We start from the raw sequence: 14,519 nt of genomic DNA, 5'->3' as shown, positions 1-14,519 counted from the left end.
GCGGATCCGGGCGGGTGCCGGGGCCGGGAGGGCACTTTGGCGTGCAGCTCCCCTTGCCATTCCCGCCGCTTCCTGAGCGGATGGCCGCAAAGCGCGGAAAGCGTGCAAGGCAGGACGGACGGCAGATGACCAGGATCAGGATTGCCGCCAGGACCCCCGCGCGCGGGGTTGCGGCGATATTCACGCTCAACGGGCTGGTGATGGGCACCTGGGCGGGGCGCATCCCGGCGCTGGTGGACCGCTGGGCGCTGAACGAGGCGACGCTGGGCCTGTACCTGCTGCTGCTGGGGATCGGGGCGCTGATCGCCTTTCCCTTTGCCGGGGTCCTGGGGGACAGGTTGGGCGCGCTGAAGGTGGCGCGCTGCACCATGGTGTTGCTGCTGGCGGCGCTGATCGGGGTGGGCCTGGCGCCGGGGCTGGTACCGCTGGGGGTGGCGATCTTCCTGGTGGGCCTGTTCCACGGCGCCACGGACGTGACCATGAACAGCTGGGCCAGCGAGGTCGAAAAGGCGCTGGACCGGCCGATCATGTCGGCGTTTCACGGCATGTGGAGCCTGGGCGCCGGGCTGGGCGCGCTCGGCGGTTACGGCGCGGCCCATGCGGGCATCGGGCCTGCGTTGCATTTCATCATCGTGCCCCTGCTGGCCACGGCGCTGCTGCTGCCCTTCACCCTGCTGCCCTGGCAGTCGGAGCGGCGGGAGCGCGGCGACGGGCCGGTCTTTGCCCTGCCGCGCGGGCCGATGATCCTGGCGGGGCTGATCGCCCTGGCCGCGGGCCTGGGCGAGGGCGCCGCCGCCGACTGGGGCGCGGTCTACTTGCGGGAGGTGCTGGGCAAGGCGGAGGCGCCATCGACCCTTGGCTACGCGCTGTTTTCGGTCTGCATGGTGGGCGGGCGGCTGGGCGCCGGGGCGGTGATCCAGCGGCTTGGCAGCGTGCGGGTTGCCCGGCGCGGTGCCTTGCTGGCGGCGGCGGGGATGGCGCTGGTGGTCTGGGCGCCGGGGTTCGTGCCGGTGCTTGCGGGCTTCATGGCCATGGGCCTGGGCTATGCCGCGATCATCCCGCTGGTGTTCAGCCGCGCGGCGGTCGATCCGGTGATCCCGCCGGGGCAGGCCATCGCCGGGGTGGCGACGCTGGGCTACGGGTCGATGCTGCTGGGGCCGCCGCTGGTGGGGCTGGTGGCGGAGCTTTCCTCCCTCCGGATCGCCTTCGGGGCCATCGGCCTGTGCGCCCTGGCCATCGTGGCCCTGGCCCCGGTGCTGGAAACCCGGCCCGGCCGCCGCTGAGGCCCTTGCCGGGTAGGCGTGCCGGGTGGCCGTGCGGGGCGGCATGCGGGGGGCGGACAGCGGGCGCGGCCAGGGGGAGCGAAACCTGATTCCTCAACATGGGTTCGGACTGTGCGGAAATCCGCACGAGGCCCGGGGTGCGCTGTGCGGATTTCCGCACGACTATTTGCATGGCGGCCATGCTTGGCACGCATGGATCCGTGCAACACTTTGATATGTATTCAAGATTCCTGATTTCGCAGTCGCGGCGAGAGTTTTTCTTGAGCGGTCCCTCGCCGTTGCCGATTTTCACTGCACCGGGGCCGGGATGAGCCCCACGACCTTTTGGATCCGGGAGGAGACCCAGATGAAATTCCTGACCACGACCGCCATTGCACTGACCCTGGCTGCCACGGCCACCGTTGCTTCCGCGAACACGGAAGGCTGCGATGACGGCGAGATGGTGATCAAGTTCAGCCATGTCACCAACACCGACAAGCACCCCAAGGGCATCGCGGCAGAGCTGCTGAAGACCCGCGTCAACGAGGAGATGGACGGCAAGGCGTGCATGGAGGTCTACCCGAACTCCACCCTTTACGATGACGACAAGCTGCTGGAAGCCATGCTGCAGGGCGACGTGCAGCTGGGCGCGCCCTCGCTGTCGAAATTCGAGACCTTCACCAAGGTCTTCCGCATCTTCGACCTGCCCTTCATGTTCAAGAACATGGAAGCGGTGGATGCCTTCCAGAACTCCGAAGCCGGTCAGGACATGATGTCCTCGATGGAGAAGCGCGGCCTGGCGGGCCTGGCCTTCTGGCACAATGGCCTGAAGCAGTTCTCTGCCAACAAGCCGCTGGTGCACCCGGGCGACGCCGAGGGCCTGAAGTTCCGCGTGCAGGCCTCCGACGTGCTGGTCGCCCAGATGGAGGCGCTGGATGCCTCGCCGCAGAAGATGGCCTTCTCCGAAGTCTATGGCGCGCTGCAGCAGGGCGTCGTGGACGGGCAGGAGAACACCTGGTCGAACATCCTGGGCCAGAAGTACTTCGAGGTGCAGGACGGCATCACCGAGACCAACCACGGCCTGCTGGACTACATGGTCGTGGCCTCCGTCGACTGGCTGGACAGCCTGGATGACGACGTGCGCGAGCAGTTCCTGACCATCCTGCACGAGGTGACGGTGGAGCGGAACGCGGCGATTGCCGAGGTGGACGCCGCGGCCCGCCAGGGTGTGCTGGATGCCGGTGGCACCATCCGCGAACTGACCCCGGAGCAGCGCGCCGAATGGGTCGAGGTGATGAAGCCCGTCTGGGACGAATTCACCGGCGACGTGGGCCAGGACAACATCGACGCGGCACAGGCGATCAACGCCCAATATTGAGCCCAGTGCTGTCAAGGTACTGAGCAAGGCACCCGCCGGGCGACCGGCGGGGCCTGATCGGGGAGGGGCGCGGGCCGGGTGGTCCGCGCCCTTCCGCAGCACCCGCGCAGGACGCGGGACATCCAACAACGCAAGCAGCAGAACGGAAAGGGGCGGACCATGCATCCTCAGCCCGGGGAAAGCTTCATGGATCGGATCGAGGAAACCCTCATCGCGGTCATTCTGGGCGCCATGACGCTCATCACATTTGCCAACGTGGTGGCGCGTTACGTGTTCAACGCCAACATCCTGTGGGCGCTGGAAGCCACCGTCTTCCTGTTCGGCTGGCTGGTCCTTCTGGGCGCCTCCTACGCGGTGAAGAAGAACGCCCACCTGGGCGTCGATGCCATCGTGGAGATCGTCCCGCCCGCGGTGCGCAAGGTGCTGGCGCTGATCGCCGTGGCGATCAGCATCGCCTTTGCCGCGCTGCTGCTGAAGGGCGCCTGGGATTACTGGGCCAACTTCGCCAACCTGCCGCAGACCGAGGGCCGCTGGTTCCCGCTGGGCTTCGAGGAGAAGTTCCGCCCCAAGGCCTGGTACGAGGTCAACGACATCCCGATCCCCGAATGGCTGCGCTTCCTCGAGGGGGCGATGAACGACGGGGACGAATACGAGAAGCTGCCGCGCTTCATCCCCTACGCGGTGCTGCCGCTGTCCATGGCGCTGCTGCTGTTCCGGTTCATCCAGGTCGCCGTGAAGATCTGGCAAGGCAAGATCGACCGCATCGTGGCGAGCCACGAGGTCGAAGACGAAATCGCGGAAGTCCGCGAACTGCGCGGGGAGAACTGATCCATGTCCGTCGTCATCCTCTTTGCCCTCGTCGTGGGCTGCATGCTGATCGGTGTGCCGATCGCGGTGTCGCTGGGCATGTCCTCCGTCCTGTTCCTGCTGGTCTACAGCGATACCTCGCTGGCCTCGGTCGCGCAGACGCTGATGCAGGCCTTCGTCGGGCACTTCACCCTGCTGGCGATCCCCTTCTTCATCCTGGCGTCGTCCTTCATGTCGACGGGCGGCGTGGCGAAACGGATCATCCGCTTCTCCATCGCCTGCGTGGGGCACCTGCAGGGGGGGCTGGCCATCGCCGGCGTCTTCGCCTGCATGATTTTCGCCGCGCTGTCGGGCAGCTCGCCGGCGACGGTTGTCGCCATCGGCTCCATCGTGATCGGCGCCATGACCAAGGCGGGCTACACCAAGGATTTCGCCGCGGGCGTCATCTGTAACGCGGGCACCCTTGGCATCCTGATCCCGCCGTCGATCGTCATGGTGGTCTATGCCACCGCGACCGACGTGTCGGTGGGCCGGATGTTCCTGGCGGGCGTCATCCCGGGCCTTCTGGCCGGTCTGATGCTGATGGTCGCGATCTGGGTCATGGCCAAGGTGCGCAACATGCCCAAGGGCGAGTTCGCGGGCATGGGCGAGGTCCTTTCGTCCTTCAAGGAAGCCTTCTGGGGCCTGATGCTGATCGTCATCATCATGGTGGGCATCTACGGCATCCCCGGCGTCACCGGCGCGATCTTCACGCCGACCGAAGCCGCCGCCGTGGCCTCCGTCTATGCCTTCATTGCGGCGAACTTCATCTACCGTGACATGGGCCCGCTGAAGGGCGCAGAGGGCGGGCGCAACCTGTCGCTGGTCCAGAAGCCCCTGGCCCTGGTCACCGCCTGGTTCCACCGCGACACCAAGAAGACCCTGTTCGAGGCCGGCAAGCTGACCATCACGCTGATGTTCGTCATCGCCAACGCGCTGATCCTGAAGCATGTGCTGACGGACGAGCAGATCCCGCAGATGGTGGCAGAGGCCATGCTGTCGGCGGGCTTCGGCAAGGTGATGTTCCTGATCGTGGTCAACGTGATCCTGCTGATCGGCGGCCAGTTCATGGAACCCTCGGGCCTGCTGGTCATCGTCGCGCCGCTGGTCTTCCCCATCGCCATCGAGCTGGGGGTCGATCCGATCCACCTCGGGATCATCATGGTGGTGAACATGGAGATCGGCATGATCACCCCGCCGGTCGGTCTGAACCTGTTCGTCACCTCCGGTGTCGCGGGCATGCCGATGATGCGGGTGGTGAAGGCCGCGGCGCCCTTCCTGGCGGTGCTCTTCGTCTTCCTGATCATGGTGACATACATCCCGTTCCTGTCGACGCTGCTGCCAAACGCGGTGATGGGACCGGAGATCGTGACGAACTGAGTTTTTTACTGGTGAACTGTTGTGTGAAGGCGGCGTCCCTGTTGGGGCGCCGTTCTTTGCGTGACAAGTGAGGTGCGCGGGGGGATCGGCCTGCGGCCGATGCCTCCGGCGGGAGTATTTTCAGCCATCGAATAGGGGAAGGACGCGGCACCCAGGGGCGCGCGCGTCCTGCTGTTTCCGGGACGGAAATGTGTTGGGGGTGACGTCGGGGCGGTGGCGGGGGGCAGGGCCCCCCTTTCTGCCTTCAGGTGCCTGCGATCAGGCCTCTTCCAGGGCCGAAATGATCGGGGCGAAATCCGCGGCCTTCAGGGAGGCCCCGCCCACCAGGGCGCCGTCGACGTTGGAGATCGAGAAGATCTCCTGCGCGTTCGAGGCTTTCACCGAACCGCCGTAGAGCAGCCGGACGGAGCGGCCCACGCCGGTGCCGAAGCGGTTTTCCAGGCGGTCGCGCATGAAGTCGTGCACTTCGCCGATCTGGTCGGCTGTGGGGACCTGGCCGGTGCCGATGGCCCAGACGGGTTCATAGGCCACCACGAGGTTTTCGCCGTTCGAACTGTCGGGGATCGACAGCGACAGTTGGCCGCCGATGATGTCGAGCGTGTTCGTCGCCTCGCGCTGGAACTGGCTTTCACCGACGCAGATGATCGTGGTCAGCCCGACCTCCTGCGCGGCCTGGGCCAGGAGGCGCACCTCTTCGGAGCTTTCGCGGTGGTCGGCGCGGCGTTCGGAGTGGCCCAGGATCACGGCGGTGGCGCCGACGTCCTTCAGCATCTCGGCGGAGATGTCGCCGGTGTGGGGGCCGGCCAGCTTGTGGTGGCAGGTCTGGCCGCCGATGAAGATCGGGGTGGACCAGCACATGTCGACGGCAGGCGCCAGCAGGGTGGCCGGGGGGCAGATCAGGATATCGCACCCGGGATCGGGATTTTCCTGCTTGAGCTTTTCCAGCTCTTTCAGGGAGGCCCGGAGGCCGTTCATCTTCCAATTGCCGGCGGCAAGTTTTCTGCGCATCGTGCTTCCCTTTTTCCGAAGCGGTCCCGGGAGTTATGCGGGGCGGAACGGAGGGTTCCGCAGGCTTCGAGGTCATTCTTCCCTTTGACGGTTCAAGGTCAAGGGAATGATAGCGCCCACATGGGATCTGGCCAGCACGGAAGGGAAAACCGGGGGGGCGGATCCGGCCACGGATCAGGAGGCGGGTGTCTTTCGGGCCGATTTCCGCGCCTTCTGCTGCCGCTTCTTCGCGGCCGCGGCGCGGGCGGGATCCAGCGAGAGCCGCGCCCAGTGGAGCGCCTCTTCGGGGTCGTCCAGGGCGCTTTCGGGCAGGGACATCAGCGAGGTCACCTGGCGGGTGCCGGTGGCGCGCGTGTACCAGAAGGGTTCGGACCCGGCGTCGCGGAAGGCGCCTTCGGTCGTGTCGTCCGATTTCATGTAGACGGTGCCGGAGGCGGAGATCATGGCGAACATCGCGTCTTCTTCGGCATAGATCGCCGCGCCGGAAAACATCCGGCCCGTGCGCAGCGGGCCCAGGCCGGAGAAGAGATCAAGGACGTGTTCGACAAAGTCGGGATCGACGGCCATGGCGGGTCCTTTGGGGGCTTCCGCCGGGCGGGGCAACCGCCGGGCGGCGCTTACATGCCTTCGAACTTGATCGATTCGCCGCAACCGCAGGCTTCGGTCACATTGGGATTGTTGAACTTGAACCCCGACTCGAGCAGCGAGGTTTCGTAGTCGATTTCCGTTCCGAAGAGGAACATCTGGGCCATGGGGGCGATCATCACCCGGGCGCCGTCCTGTTCGACGACCTCATCCATCGGATCGACGGACTGGACGTAGTCCATGGTGTATTCCATGCCCGCGCAGCCGCCCTTCTTGACGCCGATGCGCAGGCCCTGGTGGCCGTCCTTCTGCATCAGCTTGACGATCTGAGCCGAGGCGCGCGGGGTCATGGTGACCGCCTGTTTGCCGGGAATGCTGAACATGGGCGTGAACTCCTTTGGGGTGAAAATAGGCCTTTGGGCCGCAGATTCCAAGATCCAGCGGAGGCGGCAGCCCCGTGCAGCGGTGCAGGGCCGCCATGTGGGCGCCGCAGGCCTGGGCGTGAGACACTTTGTCCGTTCGCACGCGGCGGGGTGCGCTTGCAGGGGGCGGGGGATGGGGCTAGCGGTGACGCAGGGGCAGGCGGCCGGGCGACCGGCGCGGCCCCGTCAGCCCGCCTTCCTCTTCCCCCGTATCGGCGCCGGACAGGTGCCTTGTTCAAAAGGGTTTTTCCGTGATTGTCCGCAAACGGCCCAGCATGCTGGCGCTCTTCTTCGTTCTCAAGGGATCCGTGGTGCAGCGGATCTGGCCGCAGGTGGTGGCGATCCTCGCGATCTCCTGTGCGGTGGTCTATGCGCACAAGTACCTGAGCTGGTTCCACCTGACGCTGGATCCGGGGCCCTTTGCGCTGATCGGGATCGCGCTGTCGATCTTCCTGAGCTTCCGGAACGGCGCCTGCTACGACCGCTGGTGGGAGGCGCGCCGGTTCTGGGGGCTGATGATCCAGACGGCACGCGACGTGCTGCGCCAGTCGGTTGCGATCGAGGGCACGGCAGAGCGGCGCCGGCTGCTGATGGCGCTGGTGGCTTACGCGCGCCGTGCGGCAGGCCAGCTGCGCGGACGCCCCGAGGCAGAGAGCGCGGATGCAGCGCTGGCCGAGGCGGAGCAGGTGATCGCGGTGCTGGAACGGGACGGCCGGCTGACCCTGTCGGAGGCGCTGGTGCTGCGCGAGAGCCTGACGCGGATGTCCTCGGCCCTGCTGGGCTGCGAGCGGCTGGCCAATACGCCGGTGCCCTTTGCCTACACGCTGCTGCTGCATCGCACGGCCTATATCTATTGCACCATCCTGCCCTTCGGCTTTGCCGATACGCTGGGCTGGGCGGCGCCGCTGGTGTCGGGGCTGGTGGCCTATACGTTCTTCGGCCTCGATGCGCTGGCGGAGGAGTTGGAGGAGCCGTTTTCGGATCAGCTGAACGCGCTGCCCCTGACGGCCTATGCCACGACGATCGAGATCGCGCTGCGCCGCGGCCTGGGGGAAACGGACCTGCCGGAGCCGGCGCGGCCGGTGAACTTCATCCTGAGCTGAGGCAACGGGGCCCCATAGGTGCCGAAACGCGAAAGGCAGGCCCGGGGGCCTGCCTTTTTCATTGGGTGTGACGGGATTTGCCGGATCGGGCACCCGCATTATGCACCCGGATCAGGCAAAAGCGCGCATCGGCTGGATCGCGGGGGCGCCTTCGACCTCTGCCAGGGCTTCCGACAGGGCGGGGTAGCCTGCGCCCATCAGCGCCTGGCGCACGGCCTGGCGGGTGATGCCGAGGCTGTCGGCCACGGTGGAGTGGGTCGGCGCATCGGGGGCGAACATCGGCAGCACGGCCTTGGCCTGTGCGGCGGTCCAGCGGGCGGAGACGTGATCGACCAGGCGGGCGACGGCGGCCAGCTCGGAGCCGTCACCATGGCCGAAGCGGGCGCCCTTGAGGCTGTCGAGGATGCCGAGCGAGGTCAGGAAGGCCAGGCCTTCGGCGCGGGTCAGGTCGCGCGAGGCGGGCACGGTGCCGGGGCCGGTGACCATGGCGATGGCAGTATCGAACTGACGCCCCCTGGAGCGGATCCCGGCGCGCATCGCCAGCGCTTCGCGCAGGGCGGAACGCGCCGGGCTCAGCACGATCTGCCAGCCGGTCAGGCCGATCCGGGTGAAGCAGACCGGCGCATCCTGCCAGCTGCGGATCATGCGGGCGGCCTGGCCGAGCCCCTCGTAGCATTCGGCCAGATCGGACTCGGTCATCTTCGGCCCGGCGAGGATCTCGCCGGACAGCACCGTGATTTTCTGTGACATTCTGCTCTGCCTTTATGTTTTTTGGTTGGGTTTTTGCCTGTTTGTTATTGTCGGCAAGGTTAACCCGTTTCGGCAATTCTGGGAAGCCTGAATGCTTCCTGCATGCGGAATTGCCACCCATGCGGGAGCGCAGGGCAGGGGATGCAAGTATCGGAAAGATAAGAGGAACGAAGCTGGGCCGGACCGGGGAGCCGGGCCTGACTGGCAGGGCCGGGGGTAGGGCTTCGCGGCAGGGTCTGGCTGGCGGACTGGGGATGGTTGGGGGCCGGGTCGCCTTGCCCGGATGGGCGGCGCCGGTTGGGGCCTGCCCGCGCAGGAGGGCGCCCCCGGGCGGGGCGCCTTGCGCGATCCTGCAGGGCGACCGCTTAAATGACGCCCGGTCTTGTTACATGAAACCCAGTTCCAGGCGGGCTTCGTCGCTCATCATGTCCATGCCCCACTGGGGTTCCCAGGTGAGCTGCACATCGACGGTCTTCACCCCGTCCAGGGGTTCCACGGCATCGACGACCCAGCCAGGCATGTCGCCGGCGACGGGGCAGCCCGGCGCGGTGAGGGTCATGATGACCTTCACGTCGTTTTCCTCGGAAATGTCGATCGTGTAGATCAAGCCGAGGTCGTAGATGTTCACCGGGATCTCGGGGTCGTAGACCGTGCGGCAGGCCTCGGTCACCTTGTCGTACAGCGGGTGGTCCGTCGTGGAGGGCGCGATCAGCGGGGCGCCTTCGAGCGGCTCGGATTGCTCGGTCATGGTGTCTCCGTCCTTTTCCTGACAGAAAATATAAGAAGTCGCGGCGCCGGGGTCCAGAGGGGGAGGGCAGTTGGCCTGCCGGCGGCGCCCGGCGGGGTCAGATTGGTTCGATATCGCCCAGGGCACGGGTGGCGTGGAACTCTGCCTCCCAGGCGTCGAAGCGGCCTTCGGCGATGGCATCGCGCATGCCCTGCATCAGCTCCTGGAAGTAGTGCAGGTTGTGCCAGGTCAAGAGCATGCCCGAGATCATCTCGTTCGAGCGATAGACATGGTGGAGGTAGGCGCGCGAGTAGCTGCGGCAGGCGGGGCAGGTGCAGTGTTCGTCCAGCGGGCGCGGGTCGTCGGCGTGGCGGGCGTTCTTGATGTTGACCACGCCACGGCGCGTCCAGGCCTGGCCGGTGCGGCCCGAGCGGGAAGGCAGGACGCAGTCCATCATGTCGACGCCGCGTTTCACCGCGCCCACGATGTCGTCGGGCTTGCCCACGCCCATCAGGTAGCGCGGCTTGTCCACCGGCAGCATCCCGGGGGCGTAGTCGAGGACCTGGAACATGATTTCCTGGCCTTCGCCCACGGCCAGACCGCCGATCGCGTAGCCGTCGAATTCGATCGCCTTCAGGGCCTCGGCGCTTTCCCCGCGCAGCTCTTCCACGTCGCCGCCCTGCTGGATGCCGAAGAGCGCGTGGCCGGGCCTGTCGCCGAAGGCGTCGCGGGACCGCTGTGCCCATCTCATCGACAGGCGCATCGACTGGGCGATGCGGTCGAAATCGGCGGGCAGGGCGGGGCATTCGTCGAAGCACATGACGATGTCGGAGCCCAGCAGCTTCTGGATTTCCATCGAGCGTTCCGGGGTGAGGCTGTGCTTTGAGCCGTCGACGTGGGAGCGGAAGGTCACGCCTTCCTCGGTCAGCTTGCGCAGGTCCGAGAGCGACATGACCTGAAAGCCGCCGCTGTCGGTCAGGATCGGCTTTTCCCAGTTCATGAACTTGTGCAGCCCGCCGAGGCGCGCGATGCGTTCGGCCGTGGGGCGCAGCATCAGGTGATAGGTGTTGCCCAGCAGGATGTCGGCGCCGGTGGCGGCCACGCTTTCGGGCATCATCGCCTTCACCGTCGCGGCAGTGCCCACGGGCATGAAGGCGGGGGTGCGGATCTCGCCACGCGGGGTGGAGATCACGCCGGTGCGGGCGCGGCCATCGGTGGCCTTGAGGGAAAAGGAGAAACGCTGGGTCATGATGGCGCGCAATAGCGCGCGGCGCGGGCTTTGACCAGATGTTCCGGATGGTCTTCCCTCTGGGCCGTATGGGCGCCGTCCCCGCGGTGCTGCCCGTGGCCCGGGGGCCGACATGAGTATTTGGGGCCGTCGAATGGGAGCAGGGAGGCCCTTCGCCCCATTCGATGGCCGAAAATACTCCGGGGGAGTCTTCGCCCTGCGAAGACGGGGGCGGAGCCCCCTGCGGCGGTACCGGCGGGTATGAAAGCTGTGGACAAGTCCCGTCGCCCTCGTTTTTCGCCGAAACCTCCTTATATCGAGCTTGCTGCCACCTGCCGCTGCGGGCAGGATGGCGGGAACGCGGTTGAAGTCCGGGCCGAGCCTGCCCAGATTAACAGACTGTAAACCGGAGATGGCCAATGGTTGCCGCCGAGCGGGACCGGTGCCGTCTGCCCAAGATCAAGGAAAGAGCATGCAAGAGCCTCTCAACCCCTCCTACGCCGTGCTGCCGCTGCGCGATATCGCAGTCTTCCCCCATATGATCGTGCCACTCTTCGTTGGCCGCGAGAAATCGGTGCGCGCGCTGGAAGAGGTGATGACGGAGAACAAGCAGATCCTGCTGGCGAGCCAGAAGGACCCTGCCGAGGACGAGCCCTCCGCCGACAGCATCTACAGCACCGGCGTCCTGGCCAATGTCCTGCAACTGCTGAAGCTGCCCGACGGCACCGTGAAGGTGCTGGTCGAGGGCACCACCCGCGTGCGTATCGCCGAGTACCTCGAGAACGACGAGTATTTCGAGGCCCGTGCCGAGCTGCTTGAAGAGACGCTTGGCGACGAGGAAACCATCGAGGCCCTGCTGCGCTCCGTCGCGCAGGAGTTCGAGCGTTATGCCAAGGTGAAGAAGAACATTCCCGAGGAGGCCCTGTCGGCCGTGGCCGAGAGCGACGAGCCCTCGCGGCTGGCGGACCTGGTGGCAGGTCACCTCGGCATCGACGTCGACCAGAAGCAGGAGCTTCTGGAAACGCTGAGCGTCTCGGATCGTCTGGAGAAGGTCTACGGCCTGATGCAGGGCGAGATGTCCGTGCTGCAGGTCGAGAAGAAGATCAAGACCCGCGTCAAGTCCCAGATGGAGCGCACGCAGCGCGAATACTACCTGAATGAGCAGATGAAGGCCATTCAGAAGGAGCTGGGCGACGGCGAGGACGGCGAAGGCGAAATCGCCGAGCTGGAGCAGCGGATCGCCGCGACCAAGCTTTCGAAGGAAGCCAAGGAAAAGGCCGAGGCCGAGATCAAGAAGCTGAAGTCGATGTCGCCGATGTCGGCCGAGGCCACCGTCGTGCGCAACTACCTCGACTGGATGCTGTCGATCCCGTGGGGCGTGCGGTCGCGCGTGAAGAAGGATCTGGTCGGCGCGCAAGGCGTGCTGGACAAGGACCATTACGGCCTGGAGAAGGTCAAGGAACGGATCGTCGAATACCTGGCGGTGCAGCAGCGTTCGAAGAAGCTGAAGGGGCCGATCCTGTGCCTCGTCGGCCCGCCGGGCGTCGGCAAGACCTCCCTGGGCAAGTCCGTCGCCAAGGCCACGGGGCGCGAGTTCATCCGCATCTCGCTGGGTGGCGTGCGTGACGAGAGCGAGATCCGCGGTCACCGCCGGACCTACATCGGCTCCATGCCCGGCAAGATCATCCAGGCGCTGAAGAAGGCCAAGACCACGAACCCGCTCATCCTGCTCGACGAGATCGACAAGATGGGCCAGGACTTCCGTGGCGACCCGGCCTCGGCCATGCTGGAAGTGCTGGATCCGGAACAGAACGGCACCTTCGTGGACCACTATCTTGAAGTGGAATACGACCTGTCGAACGTCATGTTCCTGACCACGGCCAACAGCTACAACATGCCGGGGCCGCTTCTGGACCGGATGGAGATCATCAGCCTGGCCGGCTACACCGAAGACGAAAAGCGCGAGATCGCGCGGCAGCACCTGGTGGACCAGGAGGTCAAGAACCACGGCCTGAAGGCCGGGGAGTTCGAGGTGACCGATGGTGCCCTGACCGAGATGATCCAGCGTTACACCCGCGAAGCGGGCGTGCGGAACCTGAAGCGCGAGATCGCCAAGCTGGCGCGGAAGGCCGTGACGATGATCGTCAAGGGCGAGACCGACAAGGTCGTGGTGACCGAGGACAACCTGGACGACTTCCTGGGCGTGAAGAAATTCCGCTACGGCCTGGCCGAGAAGGAAGATCAGGTGGGCGTCGTGACCGGGCTGGCCTGGACCAGCGTGGGCGGTGACCTGCTGTCGATCGAGGCACTGCGCCTGCCGGGCAAGGGCCGGATGAAGACCACCGGCAAGCTGGGCGACGTGATGAAGGAGTCGATCGACGCCGCATCGTCCTACGTCCGTTCCATCGCGCCGGAGATCGGCATCAAGCCGCCGCGCTTCGACCACTGGGACATCCACGTCCACGTGCCCGATGGTGCCACGCCGAAGGACGGGCCCTCGGCCGGTCTGGCGATGGTGACTTCCATCGTGTCGGTGCTGACGCAGATCCCCGTCCGCAAGGATATCGCCATGACCGGCGAAGTATCCCTGCGCGGCAATGCGATGCCCATCGGGGGCCTGAAGGAAAAGCTTCTGGCCGCGCTGCGCGGTGGCATCAAGACCGTCTTCATCCCCGAGGAGAACGAGAAGGACCTGGCCGATATCCCGGACAACGTGAAGCAGGGGCTGAAGATCATCCCCGTGACCCACGTCCGGGAGGTGCTGGAGCAGGCGCTGGTGCGGCAGCCCGAGGCGATCGAGTGGGACGAGGAGGCGGAAGAAGCGGCCGCCGCTGCCCGCGCCAAGGCCGCCGAGGAAGCCGCGCGTCAGGCCACCGCACACTGATCGCGCCGAACCGGGCGGGGCCGGGTGACCGGTTTCGCGCCATGGTAGAACAGGGCCGCGCCCCCCCGGGGGCGCGGCCTTTCTTATGCGCGCGTCGCCGTTAATTCGCCCCTTCGAGGCGAAAAACGTCCACCTGCCCGTGAAGGGCGGCCGCATGGCTGATAGGGTCGGGTCAGGAGTAGCCAAGCAGTGAGGGAACCCACCATGGCCACGAAGACCACCACGACCTCCGCCGCAGCCCGGGCCGCGGCAGCCAGCGCCAAGGCGGCCAAGGTTGCAACGGCGCCGGTCGAGGCGCCCGCCGAAGATATGCCTGCCGCAGATGTCCCTGCGGAATTGAAGAAGAAGGAGCTGATCGACCGTGTTGTCGAGCGTTCGGGCATCAAGAAGAAGGATGCCAAGCCCGCCATCGAGGCGATGCTGACCGTTCTTGGCGAGGCCCTGGGCGAGGGGCGGGAAATCAACCTGCAACCCCTTGGAAAACTGAAGATCACCAAGATCAAGGACCTGCCCAACGGCAAGGTCATGACCACCCGGATCCGCCAGAGCGGGCAAGCCCTGGAAGAGCTGGAGGGTGCTTCGGCCGCAGAGAATGAAATTTCTGCGAAAGAGGGCCTTGCAGAGGATGAAGAGTGACGGTAGAGAACGCGCCACGGCGGGTGATTAGCTCAGTGGTAGAGCGCTTCGTTCACATCGAAGATGTCAGGGGTTCAAATCCCTTATCACCCACCATCTAACTCGCTGAAAAGCCTCGGTTCCGACCGAGGCTTTTTGCTTTTGCGAGGACCGACCGAGTTCAGTGAACCCGGGGGTTGGCTCCGGACGCACATGAGACCCGGCACATCGACAGCATCCTGCAAATGCTTGGGCAGGTAGTGGCCCTAGGTGGAGAAGGTCGCGGTCGTGTTTGAGTGGCCCAAGACCTGACTGACCTTCTCCGAGGTGG

General features: G+C 66.0%; 13 protein-coding genes and 1 tRNA gene. 8 read left to right on the top strand and 6 right to left on the bottom strand.

What is annotated here, in order from left to right:
* Positions 1-125 precede the first annotated feature (125 nt).
* The 4 genes from AC2IR1_RS15135 to AC2IR1_RS15120 all read left to right on the top strand — a co-directional run bounded on the left by AC2IR1_RS15135 (position 126) and on the right by AC2IR1_RS15120 (position 4,866).
* A complete protein-coding gene (locus AC2IR1_RS15135) occupies positions 126-1,283 on the top strand; it encodes an MFS transporter (RefSeq protein WP_486472803.1) in 1,158 nt (385 codons plus the stop codon).
* Positions 1,284-1,629: 346 nt separating this feature from the next.
* Entirely contained in the window at positions 1,630-2,640 is a 1,011-nt protein-coding gene (locus tag AC2IR1_RS15130) for a DctP family TRAP transporter solute-binding subunit (protein WP_486472802.1), read from the top strand.
* A 159-nt stretch (positions 2,641-2,799) separates the two neighbouring features.
* On the top strand, positions 2,800-3,468 hold the full coding sequence (locus AC2IR1_RS15125) for a TRAP transporter small permease (protein WP_486472801.1): 669 nt from the start codon (positions 2,800-2,802) through the stop codon (positions 3,466-3,468).
* Positions 3,469-3,471: 3 nt separating this feature from the next.
* Positions 3,472-4,866 (top strand): TRAP transporter large permease, encoded by a 1,395-nt coding sequence (locus tag AC2IR1_RS15120; RefSeq protein ID WP_486472800.1) that lies wholly within the window; start codon positions 3,472-3,474, stop codon positions 4,864-4,866.
* Positions 4,867-5,124: 258 nt separating this feature from the next.
* On the opposite strand, the gene tpiA is transcribed toward AC2IR1_RS15120, so the two are convergent.
* The 3 genes from tpiA to AC2IR1_RS15105 form a co-directional block, all read right to left on the bottom strand.
* Positions 5,125-5,874 (bottom strand): triose-phosphate isomerase, encoded by a 750-nt coding sequence (tpiA, locus tag AC2IR1_RS15115; protein ID WP_486472799.1) that lies wholly within the window; start codon positions 5,872-5,874, stop codon positions 5,125-5,127.
* Between the two features lie 174 nt (positions 5,875-6,048).
* On the bottom strand, positions 6,049-6,441 hold the full coding sequence (locus AC2IR1_RS15110) for a TfoX/Sxy family protein (protein ID WP_486472798.1): 393 nt from the start codon (positions 6,439-6,441) through the stop codon (positions 6,049-6,051).
* A 50-nt stretch (positions 6,442-6,491) separates the two neighbouring features.
* Positions 6,492-6,842, bottom strand: a complete 351-nt coding sequence (locus AC2IR1_RS15105; protein WP_486472797.1) for a HesB/IscA family protein — start codon at positions 6,840-6,842, stop codon at positions 6,492-6,494.
* Positions 6,843-7,132: 290 nt separating this feature from the next.
* On the opposite strand from AC2IR1_RS15105, the gene AC2IR1_RS15100 reads away from it, so the two are divergent.
* Positions 7,133-7,984, top strand: a complete 852-nt coding sequence (locus AC2IR1_RS15100; RefSeq protein WP_486472796.1) for a bestrophin family protein — start codon at positions 7,133-7,135, stop codon at positions 7,982-7,984.
* Between the two features lie 111 nt (positions 7,985-8,095).
* Here the strand turns inward: AC2IR1_RS15100 and AC2IR1_RS15095 are convergent, their stop codons facing one another.
* The 3 genes from AC2IR1_RS15095 to tgt all read right to left on the bottom strand — a co-directional run bounded on the left by AC2IR1_RS15095 (position 8,096) and on the right by tgt (position 10,710).
* The gene (locus AC2IR1_RS15095; RefSeq protein ID WP_486472795.1) at positions 8,096-8,734 is read right to left on the bottom strand and encodes a hypothetical protein; all 639 of its coding nucleotides are present in this window, start codon (positions 8,732-8,734) and stop codon (positions 8,096-8,098) included.
* A gap of 385 nt (positions 8,735-9,119) precedes the next feature.
* On the bottom strand, positions 9,120-9,482 hold the full coding sequence (locus AC2IR1_RS15090) for an SUF system Fe-S cluster assembly protein (protein WP_486472794.1): 363 nt from the start codon (positions 9,480-9,482) through the stop codon (positions 9,120-9,122).
* A gap of 97 nt (positions 9,483-9,579) precedes the next feature.
* The gene (gene tgt, locus AC2IR1_RS15085; RefSeq protein ID WP_486472793.1) at positions 9,580-10,710 is read right to left on the bottom strand and encodes a tRNA guanosine(34) transglycosylase Tgt; all 1,131 of its coding nucleotides are present in this window, start codon (positions 10,708-10,710) and stop codon (positions 9,580-9,582) included.
* Positions 10,711-11,161: 451 nt separating this feature from the next.
* Here tgt and lon point away from each other — a divergent pair, with 451 nt between their 5' ends.
* The 3 genes from lon to AC2IR1_RS15070 all read left to right on the top strand — a co-directional run bounded on the left by lon (position 11,162) and on the right by AC2IR1_RS15070 (position 14,305).
* Positions 11,162-13,573, top strand: coding sequence for an endopeptidase La (gene lon, locus AC2IR1_RS15080; protein WP_486472792.1), 2,412 nt, complete (start codon positions 11,162-11,164; stop codon positions 13,571-13,573).
* A gap of 204 nt (positions 13,574-13,777) precedes the next feature.
* On the top strand, positions 13,778-14,209 hold the full coding sequence (locus AC2IR1_RS15075) for an HU family DNA-binding protein (RefSeq protein ID WP_486472791.1): 432 nt from the start codon (positions 13,778-13,780) through the stop codon (positions 14,207-14,209).
* 21 nt (positions 14,210-14,230) lie between these two features.
* Positions 14,231-14,305, top strand: a tRNA-Val gene (locus AC2IR1_RS15070).
* Positions 14,306-14,519: the final 214 nt, after the last annotated feature.

The organism is Pseudooceanicola sp. NS-SX8, from assembly GCF_057380755.1.
Note: the sequence above shows the minus strand (reverse complement) of the source record. Positions and strands in the feature narration are given on the sequence as shown.